The sequence below is a fragment of the Martinezella sp. CNPSo 3959 genome (genome assembly GCF_057784355.1).
Window position 1 is genome coordinate 1,170,514 of the sequence record NZ_JBXSOV010000001.1, and the last position, 12,761, is coordinate 1,183,274.

16 protein-coding genes are annotated in these 12,761 nt (G+C 59.2%); 3 read left to right on the forward strand and 13 right to left on the reverse strand.

Annotation, left to right across the window (positions count from 1 at the left end):
* Positions 1 to 25 precede the first annotated feature (25 nt).
* The 10 genes from AC13RE_RS05855 to AC13RE_RS05900 all read right to left on the reverse strand — a co-directional run bounded on the left by AC13RE_RS05855 (position 26) and on the right by AC13RE_RS05900 (position 9,526).
* Positions 26 to 1,069, reverse strand: a complete 1,044-nt coding sequence (locus AC13RE_RS05855) for a Gfo/Idh/MocA family protein (protein ID WP_488562252.1) — start codon at positions 1,067 to 1,069, stop codon at positions 26 to 28.
* 8 nt (positions 1,070 to 1,077) lie between these two features.
* A complete protein-coding gene (locus tag AC13RE_RS05860; RefSeq protein ID WP_488562253.1) occupies positions 1,078 to 1,863 on the reverse strand; it encodes a ThuA domain-containing protein in 786 nt (261 codons plus the stop codon).
* A 164-nt stretch (positions 1,864 to 2,027) separates the two neighbouring features.
* Complete coding sequence (locus AC13RE_RS05865; protein WP_112334874.1) at positions 2,028 to 2,369, reverse strand: SMR family transporter; 342 nt, start codon at positions 2,367 to 2,369, stop codon at positions 2,028 to 2,030.
* A gap of 18 nt (positions 2,370 to 2,387) precedes the next feature.
* Positions 2,388 to 2,951, reverse strand: a complete 564-nt coding sequence (locus AC13RE_RS05870) for a TetR/AcrR family transcriptional regulator (RefSeq protein WP_112411521.1) — start codon at positions 2,949 to 2,951, stop codon at positions 2,388 to 2,390.
* A 95-nt stretch (positions 2,952 to 3,046) separates the two neighbouring features.
* Positions 3,047 to 4,135, reverse strand: coding sequence for an ABC transporter ATP-binding protein (locus AC13RE_RS05875; RefSeq protein ID WP_488485205.1), 1,089 nt, complete (start codon positions 4,133 to 4,135; stop codon positions 3,047 to 3,049).
* 92 nt (positions 4,136 to 4,227) lie between these two features.
* On the reverse strand, positions 4,228 to 5,103 hold the full coding sequence (locus tag AC13RE_RS05880) for a carbohydrate ABC transporter permease (RefSeq protein WP_488562254.1): 876 nt from the start codon (positions 5,101 to 5,103) through the stop codon (positions 4,228 to 4,230).
* 1 nt (position 5,104) lies between these two features.
* Positions 5,105 to 6,010: a carbohydrate ABC transporter permease gene (locus tag AC13RE_RS05885; protein ID WP_488562255.1), complete on the reverse strand. Its 906-nt coding sequence runs from the start codon at positions 6,008 to 6,010 to the stop codon at positions 5,105 to 5,107.
* Positions 6,011 to 6,081: 71 nt separating this feature from the next.
* Complete coding sequence (locus AC13RE_RS05890) at positions 6,082 to 7,350, reverse strand: extracellular solute-binding protein (RefSeq protein ID WP_132717311.1); 1,269 nt, start codon at positions 7,348 to 7,350, stop codon at positions 6,082 to 6,084.
* 234 nt (positions 7,351 to 7,584) lie between these two features.
* On the reverse strand, positions 7,585 to 8,478 hold the full coding sequence (locus AC13RE_RS05895; protein WP_488562256.1) for a sugar phosphate isomerase/epimerase family protein: 894 nt from the start codon (positions 8,476 to 8,478) through the stop codon (positions 7,585 to 7,587).
* Between the two features lie 4 nt (positions 8,479 to 8,482).
* The gene (locus tag AC13RE_RS05900; RefSeq protein ID WP_488562257.1) at positions 8,483 to 9,526 is read right to left on the reverse strand and encodes a Gfo/Idh/MocA family protein; all 1,044 of its coding nucleotides are present in this window, start codon (positions 9,524 to 9,526) and stop codon (positions 8,483 to 8,485) included.
* A gap of 135 nt (positions 9,527 to 9,661) precedes the next feature.
* Between AC13RE_RS05900 and AC13RE_RS05905 the strand changes: the two genes are divergently transcribed.
* From AC13RE_RS05905 to AC13RE_RS05915, 3 genes are all read left to right on the forward strand, one after another.
* On the forward strand, positions 9,662 to 10,705 hold the full coding sequence (locus AC13RE_RS05905) for a substrate-binding domain-containing protein (RefSeq protein ID WP_488562258.1): 1,044 nt from the start codon (positions 9,662 to 9,664) through the stop codon (positions 10,703 to 10,705).
* Between the two features lie 88 nt (positions 10,706 to 10,793).
* Entirely contained in the window at positions 10,794 to 11,183 is a 390-nt protein-coding gene (locus tag AC13RE_RS05910; protein WP_112334881.1) for a group II truncated hemoglobin, read from the forward strand.
* Between the two features lie 7 nt (positions 11,184 to 11,190).
* Positions 11,191 to 11,568, forward strand: coding sequence for a DUF423 domain-containing protein (locus tag AC13RE_RS05915; protein WP_488562259.1), 378 nt, complete (start codon positions 11,191 to 11,193; stop codon positions 11,566 to 11,568).
* A 35-nt stretch (positions 11,569 to 11,603) separates the two neighbouring features.
* On the opposite strand, the gene hmuQ is transcribed toward AC13RE_RS05915, so the two are convergent.
* Genes hmuQ through AC13RE_RS05930 form a run of 3 tightly spaced genes read right to left on the reverse strand, consistent with a single transcriptional unit; the run spans position 11,604 to position 12,610 of the window.
* Positions 11,604 to 11,918 (reverse strand): heme-degrading protein HmuQ, encoded by a 315-nt coding sequence (gene hmuQ, locus AC13RE_RS05920; protein WP_132717316.1) that lies wholly within the window; start codon positions 11,916 to 11,918, stop codon positions 11,604 to 11,606.
* A gap of 18 nt (positions 11,919 to 11,936) precedes the next feature.
* The gene (locus tag AC13RE_RS05925; protein WP_112334884.1) at positions 11,937 to 12,215 is read right to left on the reverse strand and encodes a hypothetical protein; all 279 of its coding nucleotides are present in this window, start codon (positions 12,213 to 12,215) and stop codon (positions 11,937 to 11,939) included.
* Positions 12,212 to 12,610 carry a DUF2325 domain-containing protein gene (locus AC13RE_RS05930; protein ID WP_488562260.1) on the reverse strand — a complete coding sequence of 133 codons (399 nt, stop codon included), beginning with the start codon at positions 12,608 to 12,610 and terminating at the stop codon, positions 12,212 to 12,214. Before AC13RE_RS05930 ends, AC13RE_RS05925 begins: the two co-directional genes overlap by 4 nt.
* Between the last annotated feature and the right edge of the window lie 151 nt (positions 12,611 to 12,761).

Consider the following 12,761-nt stretch of genomic DNA (forward strand, 5'->3'; position numbering starts at 1 on the left):
CCTTGTCTGAAAGCTGACTGTGGTATCAGACCTTCAGTTCGCGCCGTTCAACTTCAGTCACCATGGCAAGATCCAGCACGCGCTGCAAGTTGGCTGCGTGACGGAAGCTCGGATCCTGGCTGCTGCCCGCCATGACAGCATCAGCGAAGCGCTGATAGTTGGTCGGAACCAGCGGTACTTCAAGCACCCTCCACGTCGCCGTTTCCGTATCATCTCCCAGGCAACCGCGCAGTTCGGAACCGTTCGGGCTATGGGACACTTCCAGGCCGCCGCGCTCGCCATAGATGCGGAGCTTCAGCTCGTTCAGGTGTCCCGTCGCCCAGCGGCTTGCATGCACGACGCCAAGCGCGCCGTTGGCGAAATCGACCGACATCGAGAAGCTGTCGTTTGCATCGAGCGTATATTCGCCGATACGCTCGCCGGGAGCCTTCGCGAAGGTCTTGAGACGAGCAAAGACGTGATCGATATCGGTCGCGGCGCCATAAGCGGCGAAATCGAGGATATGAATGCCGATATCGCCGAGAACGCCGTTCGAGCCATGCCCGGTCGACAGGCGCCAAAGCCACTTGGACTCGCTGCGCCAGTCGCCCCAGGCCTTGGAGACGAGCCAACTCTGGAGGTAGGACGCCTCCACGTGCTTGACCGTGCCGATCTCGCCCGAAATCACCATCTCGCGCGCCTTCTGCAGCTGCGCGACATTGCGATAGGTCAGGTTGACCATGTTGACGACCCCTGCCCTTTCGGCAGCTTCCGTCATCTCGAGCGCCTTTTCGTAATTCTCCGCAAGCGGCTTTTCGCAGAGAACATGCTTGCCGGCGGCAAGCAGCGGCAGGGTCGTCGGGTGGTGCGCCTTGTCCGGCGTGACATTCGTCGCCGCATCGAACTCGCCCCAGGTGAGCGCCTCATCGAGCGACGAGAAGCGCTTTTTGATATCGAACGTGTCGCAGAAGGCGGTGAGCCTCGTCGCATCCGTATCGACGGCGCCGATGATTTCGACGCCAGGAATGCGGGCGAAATGCTCCACATGGTTCTTCGCCATGCCGCCCGTGCCAACTACTATGAGACGCATCTGATACCTCAGCGATAACCGGCTTCGCCGGCCTGGTGCAGTTTCGGGCCGCGTTCGACGATCGGCTCCAGTGCCTTTTCGACCGGCACGTTCGGCGCATCATGGATGCTAGCCTGAGTGCCGAGCGGGTTGTGAGCCCACTTCACGGAATTGATCAGAACCTTCTGAACGGTACCGTTGTGATAAGTCGGATAGGTCTCGTGGCCTGGACGGAAATAGAAGATGTTGCCGGCGCCGCGGCGCCAGGTCATGCCCGAGCGGAAGACTTCACCGCCCTGGAACCAGGAGATGAACACGGTTTCCAGCGGCTCCGGAACGGAGAACTGCTCACCGTACATTTCCTCATTCTCAAGCTCGAAATGTTCGCCGAGGCCGGCGGCGATCGGATGACGGGGATTGATGACCCAGAGGCGCTCGCGCTCGCCGGCTTCGCGCCACTTCAGCGCACAAGGGGTCCCCATCAGGCGCTTGAAGACCTTGGAGAAGTGGCCGGAATGCAGGACGATGAGGCCCATGCCTTCCCACACGCGCTTTGCCACGCGCTCGACGATTTCGTCCTCGACGGCGCCATGGTCCTTGTGTCCCCACCACAACAGGACGTCGGTATCCTTCAGACGGGCTTCGCTGAGACCGTGCTCCGGCTCCTGCAGCGTCGCCGTGGTTGCCTCGATGCCCGCATCGGCATTCAGTGCCTTGGCGATGGTGTTGTGCATGCCTTCCGGATAGATCTCGGCGACGACCTTGTTTGTTTGTTCATGAATGTTCTCGCCCCAAACGACGGCACGAATAGTCATTACGGCACTCCTCTTATACCATTGAAATTGAATGGGTTACGCGATCCAAAGCGCTTTGGGAAAGCGCCGTACTTCAAGCCTCCATCAGCCCGTTCGGGGCAAGAGATAAAGCCTCCCCGAGAATTTGACAAAGACAAAAACGACCATAGACAACACCTGTGTTTTCAGTGCGACACGGATTTTGAAAAGAGATTGACGACGAGCACGCCGGCAATGATCAGACCCAGGCCGATGACGGCAGCAAGGTCGAGTTTCTGGCGGAAAAGCACGACCCCCACCATCGAAATCAGCACGATGCCGAGCGCGCTCCAGATAGCATAGGCGATACCCACCGGGATGACCCGCAACGTCACCGAAAGACAATAGAAGGCGGCCGTATAGCAGATCACCAGAACGACCGTCGGGCCGAGGCGGGTGAACTGCTGCGACATCTGCAACGCCGTCGTGCCGATCACTTCCAGCACGATCGCAACCAGCAGCATTGCATAGACCGATGCGTTCGCCATTCCATTGTCTCCGATAAGTTAGAGCTGCGTCAGCTCGATCAGCCGGTCGATCAGCCTTTGGCGGGCGCTTTCGTCCAACTCGTGGCTGCCGAGCAGGTCGGCAAGCCATATCCCGTCGGCCGCCAATCTGACGATTGCCGCATCCACCGAGGAGTCCGTACCGACATATTCCTCGCTGCGCTCGCGCACCCACTCGTGCCACCGCTGCCGCAATTGCGGTTCGGTGAGCAGCACCATCGTCACCTGCGCCCAATCCTTGGCGCCCTGCGGCTGGTCCCGCAGCGCCAGACAGGCATGCAGATAAGCGCGGGTAAAGCGGCCATGCGGCAGCGGATCGGCGCGCATCGCTTCCTCGATCGCAGCGTCCAGCCGCTCCAGCAGGCTGTCGAATAGCGCTTCCAGCAGCATGTGCTTGCTGGGGAAGTGATGCAGCAATCCACCCTTGCTGACACCGGAGGCGCCGGAAACGGCATCCAGCGTCACCGCCGTCATCCCCTTTTCGGAAGCAAGCCGCGCCGCGACCTCCAGCAACTGCTGGCGGACGAACAAAGGCTGCTTCTTTCTATGGTGCGCAGTGGACATGATGCCATAACATACCAGTTGGACGGTTTCGTCAACGACGTACTTGATCGCCTCTGAAGCTTATCGAAAATGGCTGATCTTTGTGTCCTCCCTCCTTAGTTTACGGAATGATGGGCGGCATCGTTCTCATCGAAGATGCTGACCTTTGTTGCATCGACGGTGAAGGCGATCGGCGAACCGGTCGTGATCGTCGTCATGCCGGGATCCGTGCCGATGATCTTCGAGCCATCCTTGAGCCGGACGTGAACGAGCGAACGATCGCCCAAACGTTCGATGGTCTCGACCTGACCACCGATATCACCCTTCTCCGCCGCCGTAACGACCAGATGCTCCGGGCGGATGCCGAGCGTCAGTCCGGAATTCGCAAGGCCATTGAGCGCAACCGCCGTTTTGATGACAGAGCCATCCGGCAGCGTTGCCGTTGCCAGCCCGCCTGCCTCGCCAACACCAGCTATGTTGATAAAGTTCATACCGGGTGAGCCGACGAACTGGGCGACGTACCGGGTCGCAGGGCGCGTATATATCTCGACTGGGGTCGCCACTTGTTCGATCTTCTTATTGTTCAAGAGCACGATACGGTCGGCGAGCGTCATCGCCTCCACCTGGTCATGGGTGACGAAGACCATGGTCGCACCCAGCCGCTCGTGAAGCTGTGCCAGCTCGACGCGCGTGCGGGTGCGCAGGCCGGCATCGAGGTTGGAGAGCGGCTCGTCGAAAAGGAAGACGTCGGGCTCTCGCACGATGGCGCGGCCGATCGCGACACGCTGGCGCTGACCGCCGGAGAGAGCCGAAGGTTTGCGATCCAAGAGATGCGGCATTTCGAGGATCTTTGCGGCTTCTTCGATGCGCCTGGCAATCTCGTGCTTGGGCGTTTTGATATTTTTCAGGCCGAAGGACATGTTGTCGCGAACCGTCATGTGCGGATAGAGCGCATAGGACTGAAAGACCATCGACACGCCGCGCTCGCCGGGCGGCAGTTGGTCGACCCGCTTTCCGCCGATCCAGATTTCGCCGCTGGTGATCGTCTCGAGACCCGCAATCATGCGCAGCAAGGTCGACTTGCCGCAGCCAGAGCCGCCGAGGAAGACGACGAACTCACCGCGCTCGATCGTCAGATCGATGTCGTTCAGAACCTGCACGGCACCGAAATGCTTGGTGAGGGATTTGATATTGATACCTGCCACTTTACGCCTCCTGCGGAAAAATCGAATTTATCGAACTTGCCATTCATCGCGCCCCGCCCGGCGGCTTTCGCCGAACGGGGCTTCCGCATTGGTTATTTGACGGCACCAACCGCGACACCGCGCGTCAGGGTCCGCTGGAAAATAAGGAAGAAGATAATCGTCGGCGTTATGCCAAGCAGCGAGGCCGCGGCAATTGCCGTCGGGTCCTGGGTATTGGCACCCGACAGCACACCCATGGCGACCGAGACCGTCTGATTGTTGTTGGAAACGAGGAATACCAGCGGGATCAGGAATTCGTTCCAAGTCCAGATGAAGAAGAAGGTCGCCAGCACCGCGAGTGTCGGGCGCAGCACCGGCACGATCACCATCCAGAGGATCTGCCAGCGGCTGGCATTGTCGATCTGCGCCGCCTCGATGATCTCGCGCGGGAAGGTCGCCAGCACCGAAGACAAAAGATAGGTCCCGAATGCCGTATGCAGCACGCCGATGATCAGGATAACCGACAGCATCGAGTCGAACAGGCCGACCTGCTTCGACATATAGTAGAGCGGATAGACCAAAGCCTCCTGCGGCGCCATGATGGATATCAGCAACAATACGAGAAGACCTTGGCCGCCGCGCACCCGGCCTATGCCGATGGCATATGCATTCAGCAAGCTGAGAACGACGGCCAGAATTGCGGTGCATCCGCTGATGAGAATGCTGTTGAAGAGCTTGCGGGGGAAATCGACGGTCGCCCAGAAGTTCTTGAGCGCCGTCAGATCGAAGCTGTGCGGAAGAGCAAGCGGACCATTGGCGGCATAGTCGGAGGGCGTCTTGATAGCGTTGACTGCCGCGAGAAAGAACGGGAACAGCGTGCCTGCAAGGAAAACCAGCAGGATGCCCAGAACGACCCAGCGGCCGAAGCCCCCTCTTGCGCGATGTTCCGTCGAAACGATGTGTGTGGAAATCGAGGATGCCGTTGCCATCTCAATGCCCTCCTTCGGCCTGCTTCGACTGCATACGCAGGAAGAGGATGCCGAGTATGATGGTCATGACCGTCTGCAGCGTCGCGATGGCTGCCGCATATCCGACGCGGTTTGTCGTGAAGAAATGATAGTATGACAGATAGGATGGGACCGTCGTTGCATTGTCCGGTCCGCCCGACGTCAGAACATAGATCGGCGCGAAGACCTTGAGCGCCGCAATCAGCGTCGTCAGCGCGACGACGAAAATTTCCGGCATCAGCATCGGGATGGTGATGGCGCGGAAACGCGCGAACCAGCTCGCATTGTCGAGCTCGGCGGCCTCGTAGAGCGAAGGATCGACGCGTGCCAATCCGGACATGAACACGACCAGGCAATAGCCCACCTGCACCCAGACGATGACGGCCGAAACCGCCCAGAGCGCATAGCTTGCATCCCCCAGCCAGTTTTTCGCCATGAAATCGAGGCCGATCGCCTTCAGCACCGCATTGATGATGCCGATGGGATTGAGAATCCATGCCCATAGTACGCCGGCGGCTGTCAGCGGCAGGATCTGCGGCAGGTAGAAGCCTGCGCGAAAAAAGCTCGACCACGTCTGGCTGAATTGCGCACTGATATAGTCGAATAGCACCGCCGCTAGCACCAGCCCTAATATGATGGGCACGATCGTCATCGAGATGATGAACAGCAGCGTATGCTGGATGGAACCCCAGAAAGCCGCATCGTGAAGCAGCCGCTGATAATTCTCAAAGCCAACATATCGCGGCGGAATGACGCCGCCCTTCCATGTCGTGAAGCTGATGACGAAATTGGCAATCAGCGGAACGAGCACGACGAGAAAAAACCCGAGCACGCCGGGGATCATGTAGAAATAGTACCCCGCCCTGCCGGCGCTCTTCGACTTATCCATCGAAATCCTCCAGTCCGATACGGCAAGGCGGCATCAAAGCCGTCTTGCCGTTGTGATTGTCGCCGATGGTGTTACTGCGCTGCCTGCACGTCGTCGTAGGCCTTCTTCAGGCGCGCCGCGAACTGATCAGGCGTGGTCGAACCGTTGACAAGACCCGTGGTCGCCTGGATCAGCAGTTCGTAGTAACCAGGCACCGGCCAGTCCGGGTAGAAGCCGAGGCCGCCCTTGCTGGAGATCTGGTTGAAGAGCTCGACGTTGCGCTTGCCGACTTCGTCGGTGACTGAGGCCGGATCGGCGGCGATGGCAACACCACCGAGATTGGCCTGCTGGTTCTGGTTTTCCTTGCTCAGAACAAGATCGATGAACTCGTAGGAGAGATCCTTGTTCTTCGCGCTCTTCGGCACCATGAACAGGTTACCGGTCGAACCCACACTGTACTTCGTGGTCGGGAAGATGAACTGGCTCCACTTGAAGGTCTTGATCGAGCTCGCGAAGTTGCCGTTGTTCCAGGTGCCGCTGACAAACATCGGAGCTGTGCCCGACGAGAAGAGATTGTCAGCGCCGCCGGTACCCTTAAGGCCCGTCGAATCCTTCGAAATATAACCCTTGCTCACCCAGTCGGCGATCTTCTGGGCGGCGAACAGGAAGGGTTTGGTATCAAGCGGTGCCTTCAGCCCCTGATAATTCTTGACCCAGGTATCGTCAGCCTGCGTCAGAGCAAGCGTATAGACCAGGTGCTGTGCGTTGGAATCCACCGTACCATAGGCAAGCGGCGTAATGCCCTTCTTCTTGAAAGTGTCGAGCGCAGCTTCGAATTCGTCCAGCGTGGTCGGCACTTTCACGCCATTGGCCTGGAACATGTCGATATTGTAGAAAACCGAAACGAATTCGCCATAGACGGGAATACCGATAATCGGACCGGAACCGTAGATGCCGTTGCCGTCGTATTTGCTGAGCTGGCTATTCGTTTCGTTGAGGATCTTGTCCCATCCGCGCGATTTGAATTGATCGTCGAGCGGTGTCAGCAGGCCCTGCGAGGCGACGAGGCCAGCCGTGGCATTGCCCTTGTTATACTCCAGAACATCCGGGGCCTGATCCGAATTGAGGATGAGGCTGCCTGCCTTCTGCAACTGCTCGAAAGTCTTCTGCTCGAAATTGATCGTAACGTCAGGATGCTTGGCTTTCAGCTCTTCGAGCGCCTTGGTCCATGCCTTGGCCTGCGAAGTATCCGGCAGTTCGAACCACCAGACGTTAAATGTCTTGCTCTGCGCTTGCGCCACACCGGCAGCAAGCAGAAGCGACATGCCGGCGGAGATCGCCAGCTTCGAAAAAATATTCATACATTCTCCTCCACCATGCGAACCGTGACGGTATCTGTCCGATGACATGGCCCGCGCTGCCATCGGCGTTTTCCTCTTACCTGCGCCAAGCGCCCGCCTGTCCCATGGGGTAAGGTGCGGACGCTCGGGTTCCTCCGTTCGGGTTTCCGTCATGCCCTAAGCGTCGATCACTCAGGGCATTTCATTAACGCACAACTTGCCTCCTAAATCGATGCAGTTCTGCAAATGCATGCATTACTCGACGAAGTCCCCACCCCGGCTTGCCTTGAGATAGTTCAGGCCGTGAACCTGGCCAGTCATTTCGAGTGCATCACGATAGACCGGGTCATGCCAGCCCTCGATGTCGATGGAGCCGGACCAGCCGGCCAAGCGCAGCTCGGAGATGATGTCCGTCCAGTTGCTGTCACCAAAGCCCGGCGTGCGCATGAAGACGAACTTCTCCTTGCCGAAGATGCCATGCTCCTTGATGACATCCCAGCGGATCGTCGCATCCTTGCCGTGGACATGGAAAATCTTTTTCGCCCATTTGCGGATCTGCGGCAGCGGCTCGATCAGATAGACCATCTGATGGCACGGCTCCCATTCCAGGCCGAGATTGTCATCCGGAGTTTCATTGAACATCAGCTCCCACGCATCGGGGTTATGCGCGATGTTCCAATCGCCGGTCGCCCAATTGCCGTCCATGGCGCAATTTTCGAAGGCGATCTTGATGCCCTTGTCGGCCGCACGCTTGGCAAGCTCGCCCCAGATCTGCTTGTAACGCGGCAGGCTGTCTGTGAGCGGCTGGTTGCGGATGCGGCCGGTGAAGCCGGCAACGCAGGTCGCGCCAAAATGATGGGCGTTGTCGATGCAATCCTTCCAGCCCTGCAACGTCTGCAGGTCCATCTCGCGCTCTTCGAGCGGATTGCCGAACATGCCGAGGGTAGAGATCGTGATGTCGCGATCGCCGATGGCCTCGCGGCAGCGCTTGCCGAGTTCCGCAAGATTCTGACCGTTGGTGCTCTGCCAGAAGAAGGGCTCGAAGCTCTCGAAGCCCAGATCGGCGATCTTGGCGATGTTCTGGGCGGCATCCTCGTTCGTCGCCCTGATCATCGTGCCGATGCGGATGGCCTTTGCCGGATTTGTCATGATGTCATTGTCCTTGTGCTGAAATGTCGACGCGCCGGCCGGTCTTGGCGCTCTCAATGGCGCCTAGAACCATGGCAAGGCTGCGAATATTGTCAGAGCTCGCCGTCTCGGGCGGCTTGCCGGTTTTGATCGCTTCGATGAAGGATGCGATGACGCTCGCGTGGCCATGCGTCTCTTCTTCGTGCTTCGGTCCGGGAACCTCGATCGGCGTGAAACCATGCAGCAGCCCCGGCTCGTTACCGGCGACAGCCGCTTCGAAATTCTCTTCCCCGTCCCAGGTCAGCATGCCCTTGCTGCCGGTGAGCCGCCACTCACTTTCCCAGCTCGTGCGACGACCCTCGGCGCACCAGGAACCGCGATAGCTGAAGACGACATCATCGGAAAAGTCGAAGAGCGCATGGGCTGATGCGCCATGCTTGTACCAGGAGCCCACCGGGTTCTTTTCAAGGCAATAGACTGAGAGCGGCACCTTGCCGGACACGAAGCGAGCGGCATCGAAGGTGTGGATTGCCATGTCGAGCAGCAGCACATTGTCCATCTCCTCGCGGAAGCCGCCGAAATGCGGACCGAGGAAGAAATCGCAATGGACGCCCGTCAGCTCACCGATTGCCCCCTCCTCCACGAAACGTCGCAGACGACGGATGCCGGAGATGAAGCGGCGGTTCTGGATGATGGCATGGACTTTACCCACAGCTGCCGCGAGGTTGATCAAGGCAGCGCCCTCGGCGAGCGACGTCGCCATCGGCTTCTCGCTCAACACATGGCAGCCGGCCTTCAATGCCGTCGAAACCACGCCAAAGCGTGCAGCCGGAATGACGATATCGAAGACCAGATCCGCCTTGGTGATCGCAATGACCTCAGCGAGATCGGAGCCGATGACGGCACCATCCAGGGAGAATTCTTTCGCAAGGTTTTCGGCGGTCGCCCGATTGAGATCGACCAGACCGACAATCTGAATGGATTCGGCAAGCGCCGGCGTCGAGGCGATGGCCCTGAGCCAGCCCTTGGACATAGCTCCGCACCCGCACAAAATGGCATTAAATTTCACGATGTCCTCCTGCGGGCGGTGCGTAACCCCTCATGACACGCGCTCCGTAAACGTTTACGATACTATGCGAAAAGATTTTCCTGTGTCAATAGAGGAGGACAGCGGAAAATGGAGCAGGGAGGAAAACCGCGGCCGATGAAGGGAATTCGTCAGCTTGCCGAGCATCTCGATATCTCGATCGGCACAGTATCACGCGCATTGAACGGCAAGCCTGATGTCAACGAGGAGACCCGCAAGCGCGTGCTCGCCGCTGCCGAGCAGCTCGGCTATGTCGCCAACCAGTCCGGCCGCAGCCTGCGGCAGGGCACGACCAATGTCATCGGTCTGATGATCCAGTCCAGCCGGGAAACGGTTGAAAACAGCGACAATTTCTTCCTGACGGTAACGGGCGGGCTGCAGAGCGTGTTCTCCCGCTACAAGCTCGATCTCATCATGCTGCCCTGCCCGCATGACGAGGACCCTTATGAATATCTGAAGCGCATGGTGGCGAGACGGATCGTGGATGCGCTCATCATCTCGGAGACGCAGCGCGTCGACAAGCGCTTCGACCTGCTTGCCAAGGCCAAAATCCCTTTCGCAGCGCTTGGCCGCAGCCTGTCAGGCACGCAGCACCCCTGGGCCGACCTCGATTTTGACGGCGTCGCCAATGCCGCCGTCGACCGGCTCGTTGCGCATGGACATCGCCGCATCGCGGTCAGCGCACCCTCAAGCGACATCAATCTCGGCTTCATCTTCGTTGACGGCTATCGCCGGGCGCTGGAGCGGCATGGCATCGCCTATGATCCCGCCCTCGTCATTCGTGCCAAATCGAGCGAACAAGGCGGCTATCAGGTTGCCGACGAGTTACTGGGCCTCGAAAGCGGGCCGACGGCTGTGATCCTGATCTACGAATTGATGGCGATCGGCTTCTATCGGCGCGTGATGGAAGCCGGCATCATCCCTGGGCGCGATATAGCGGTCGTCAGCTTCCGCGAGGCGCCGCGCGCCAAATTCCTGCAGCCGGCGCTGACCTGCTTCCGCACGTCCGTACACGATCTTGGCGTCGAATTGGCGGAAATCCTGCTTTCCAGCATGCCCGCCTACAGCCACGAGTATCCAAGAAAGGCACGTCAGACCGTTTGGCCGCTCGAGCTCATCCCTGGGGAAAGCGATGCTTTCCAGCTGACTGCCAAAAAATAGTAGCGCCGAAACGCCGCACCGGCCGCTTGGACAGTTGCGACAGCGCTCCTGAGTTGCCATCTAGGACATCGCAAACAGGGGCCTGGGCTTGAGCGAAGAAACCATCACACTCTACGAAGCGATCGGCGGCGACCGAACTGTGCGGGCGCTGACATCACGCTTTTACGAATTGATGGATACGCTGCCGGAGGCCGCAAATTGCCGCGCCGTGCACCCGCCGAGTCTCGAAGGCTCACAGGAGAAATTCTACGAATATCTGACCGGCTATCTCGGCGGGCCGCAACTCTACATCGAAAAGCGCGGCCACCCGCGCCTGCGCAGCCGGCATTTCGTCGCCGCCATTGGTCCAAAGGAGCGCGACGAATGGCTGCTGTGCTTCCGCCGCGCCATGGACGAGACCATCGAAAACGAAAAGCTGCGGGCCGTCATCTGGGAGCCGGTCGAGCGTCTGGCCTTTCATATGCAGAACAGGGAATGAGGAAAACATGAGCATCGGCGCCATAATCCGTCCGGCCACCCTGTTTATCGCCGGCATCCTCGGGGGCGGCGGTGTTGCGCTGGCCGCAGCCGCAACTCATGGCGGCGACACGCATTTCCTCGGCGCAGCCTCCACTATGAGTCTCGCCCACGCCCCTGCTCTCCTGGCACTCTATGCCGGCTATGACCGTATCCGCACAGCGCCTATTGCTGCAATCTTGCTCGGATTGGGAACGCTGATCTTTGCCGGCGATCTCATCAACAGGCATTTCGGCGGCAGCTCGCTCTTCCCGATGGCCGCTCCGACGGGCGGAATGGGCATGATTGCCGGCTGGGCGGCGATAGCGCTCGGCGCCTTTTTCAGAACCGATACGGCCAAGGCCTGAGAGAAAACTATTTTACCAGGGTAAGGGACGCTGCTTCAAATCCCCGGAACGACAGCGAAGCCTTCGAATTGCGGCGGCCCCCAATAGAGCCGCTTGTTCTCGCCGGCATTGCGATGCGCCATGCGAAAATGCTCGGATTTCGTCCAGTTGATGAAATCATCTTCGCTGTGCCAGGTCGTGTGCGAGGAAAACAGCGTATAGCCCTCCTCCACGCTCGATTTTCCGCGCAGAAGGCGGAATTCGAGAAAACCCGGCACGTCCGATAGGCGGGAATCGCGCCCTCTCCAAACCTCTTCGAATTCGCCCTCCAAACCGATGACGACCTTGAAGCGGTTCATGGCGATATACATGGCAACCTCGTTCGACGATCAGACCTTCTTGCGACGGGCGACAGTCTTATCCGCGTCGGGCGCAAAGGCAACGACATTTGCGCCATTGCGGCTCGCTGCGTCGAGCGGTTGCTCCGGCGCCTCTCCCGGCTGCCGCGTCTTCCAGGCGGGAAATGTCGCGACATTGGCGGCCCGCCGTTGGTCATTGGCGCGGCGCATCAGCAATTCATAGAGTTCGGGCACAAGCCCATCACCATTCTGTGCGGCCAGCTTGTGCAGGCCGATCAGCGCAAACCCGTCAGGGCCATTATCGATCATCTTGAAGCGTCTCGTTCTTTCATGGTCTGCAGCGCCCGCTCGAGGCTGGATTTGCTGCCATTGCGCAAGGGAATGAACGCCTTGCCAAACTTCTTGCAGCCCGTCTTCACGCGCAGGCAGGCGTCATGGCTGATGCAATCGATCGGGCAGAACACACAGTCGACCGATGGCAGCACGGTGTCGATGCGCGAAACCGCCTCGCGCAGGCCGCCATCATGATGGATGAGTTCGGCGCCGAAATTGCTGGCGATCTGCCGCAGATGCGCCACCTGGCAATCGCGGCCGCCGACATAGAGGAAGCTGCGTCCATCGAGAGTGGATTTCCCGGAAGCCTGCGCCGTTGCCTGCACTTCGCGGCTCTCGCGACCCGAACCCCTCTTCCCCTTACGCGCCATACATCACCCGTTTGCTGGTTGCTCTTCCACGCTCGATTCCACCGAGCGTGAGACGACCTTAATAAACATGATTTTTGTAGTAAAGTATAAAGTTGAGAGTTTTCATCATATTTTAAAGCGCTTGGCAGATGTCCGGCATTTGCCCTTCCAG